The 1104-nt window shown below is 41.8% G+C and carries 1 protein-coding gene; it reads right to left on the bottom strand.

Features of this window, described 5'->3' with window-relative positions; translation table 11 throughout:
- Positions 1-9: 9 nt before the first annotated feature.
- Positions 10-999, bottom strand: coding sequence for an IS30 family transposase (locus FC98_RS13740; RefSeq protein WP_056949759.1), 990 nt, complete (start codon positions 997-999; stop codon positions 10-12).
- Between the last annotated feature and the right edge of the window lie 105 nt (positions 1000-1104).

Below are 1104 nucleotides of genomic sequence, written 5' to 3'. Positions count from 1 at the left end.
CTTGAATTGTCAAATTAAGTGCAACACTACATTAAAGAATATTTCATAAGGCGTTTTCCATCCGAGACATTTACGGGGACGATTATTCATTTGTTCTGCATATGCTTGTATCCGGCGGTCAGTAATTGAATCAAGGTCAGTTCCTTTTGGCAAATATTCGCGAAGCAAGCCGTTAGTATTTTCGTTAGTTCCTCGTTGCCAAGGAGAGTGAGGATCGGGAAAGTAGAAGGGCGTACCAAACTTATCAGTTAAACATTGAACTTTGGCAAACTCTTTACCCCTATCCGGGGTAATCGTTAACGATCTACCAGGCCATAGCTTCATTAAGTCGCTCAAAGTATCCGTGACTGCTTCTGAAGTTCTTTTAGCAGCTTTACCAATAAGCAGGTAACGAGATTTTCGATCAACCAATGTAACGACACAAGCCTTTCCGCTTTTGCCTAACACGGTATCACCTTCCCAGTGACCAATTTCTACACGGTTGTCAGCTTCTCGCGGACGATCATGAATCTTGTTGGGGATTGGAATCTTGCCTCGCTTTTCTTGATAAGCTTTATTGTGGCGAGACTTGCCGTGATGCCTTAGATGGCGCACGGCACTAGAGCTGCCAGATTTAAACAAATTATCAAATAAGCCATTGAAAATCCCACGGTAAATAGTCGTGGTACTGATCTGCACCGGATACTTTTCGACTGCCAAGCGATTCGATATTTCCTCCGGAGACCAAAGGTCTTCGCAGAAGTGTTCTCTCACCACTTCAAACACCTGAGGATTACTCAAAAGAGAGACTCTGCCACAGTTGCCTTTGCGCTGTTTGTACTTCTCCTGAGCCTTCGAAGGTGAATAGGATTTACCAGTAGAATTACGGCTTAATTCTCGAGAAATGGTTGAGTAACTTTTCTTGATATGGCTGGCAATCTCACGAAGTGAGTTTCCATGATTCCTCATTAAAAAGATAATTTCCCGTTCATCTATGGTAATATGCTTGTAGTGATCCATGGCTAAATTCCTTTCATGATTGTTTTCGCAAACATCATTTTACAGAAATTTGGCCATGGGCCATTCTTTATTTAATTAGTGTTGCACTTAAAGTGTAAATTCAAG

This window comes from Lentilactobacillus kisonensis DSM 19906 = JCM 15041 (assembly GCF_001434135.1).
In the GTDB taxonomy this organism is placed as follows: Bacteria; Bacillota; Bacilli; order Lactobacillales; family Lactobacillaceae; genus Lentilactobacillus; species Lentilactobacillus kisonensis.
Note: the sequence above shows the minus strand (reverse complement) of the source record. Positions and strands in the feature narration are given on the sequence as shown.

What these genes read in the sequence shown, in the direction of transcription:
- FC98_RS13740 (WP_056949759.1), bottom strand. Translation starts at nt 999, where the DNA reads ATGGATCACTACAAGCATATTACCATAGATGAACGGGAAATTATCTTT.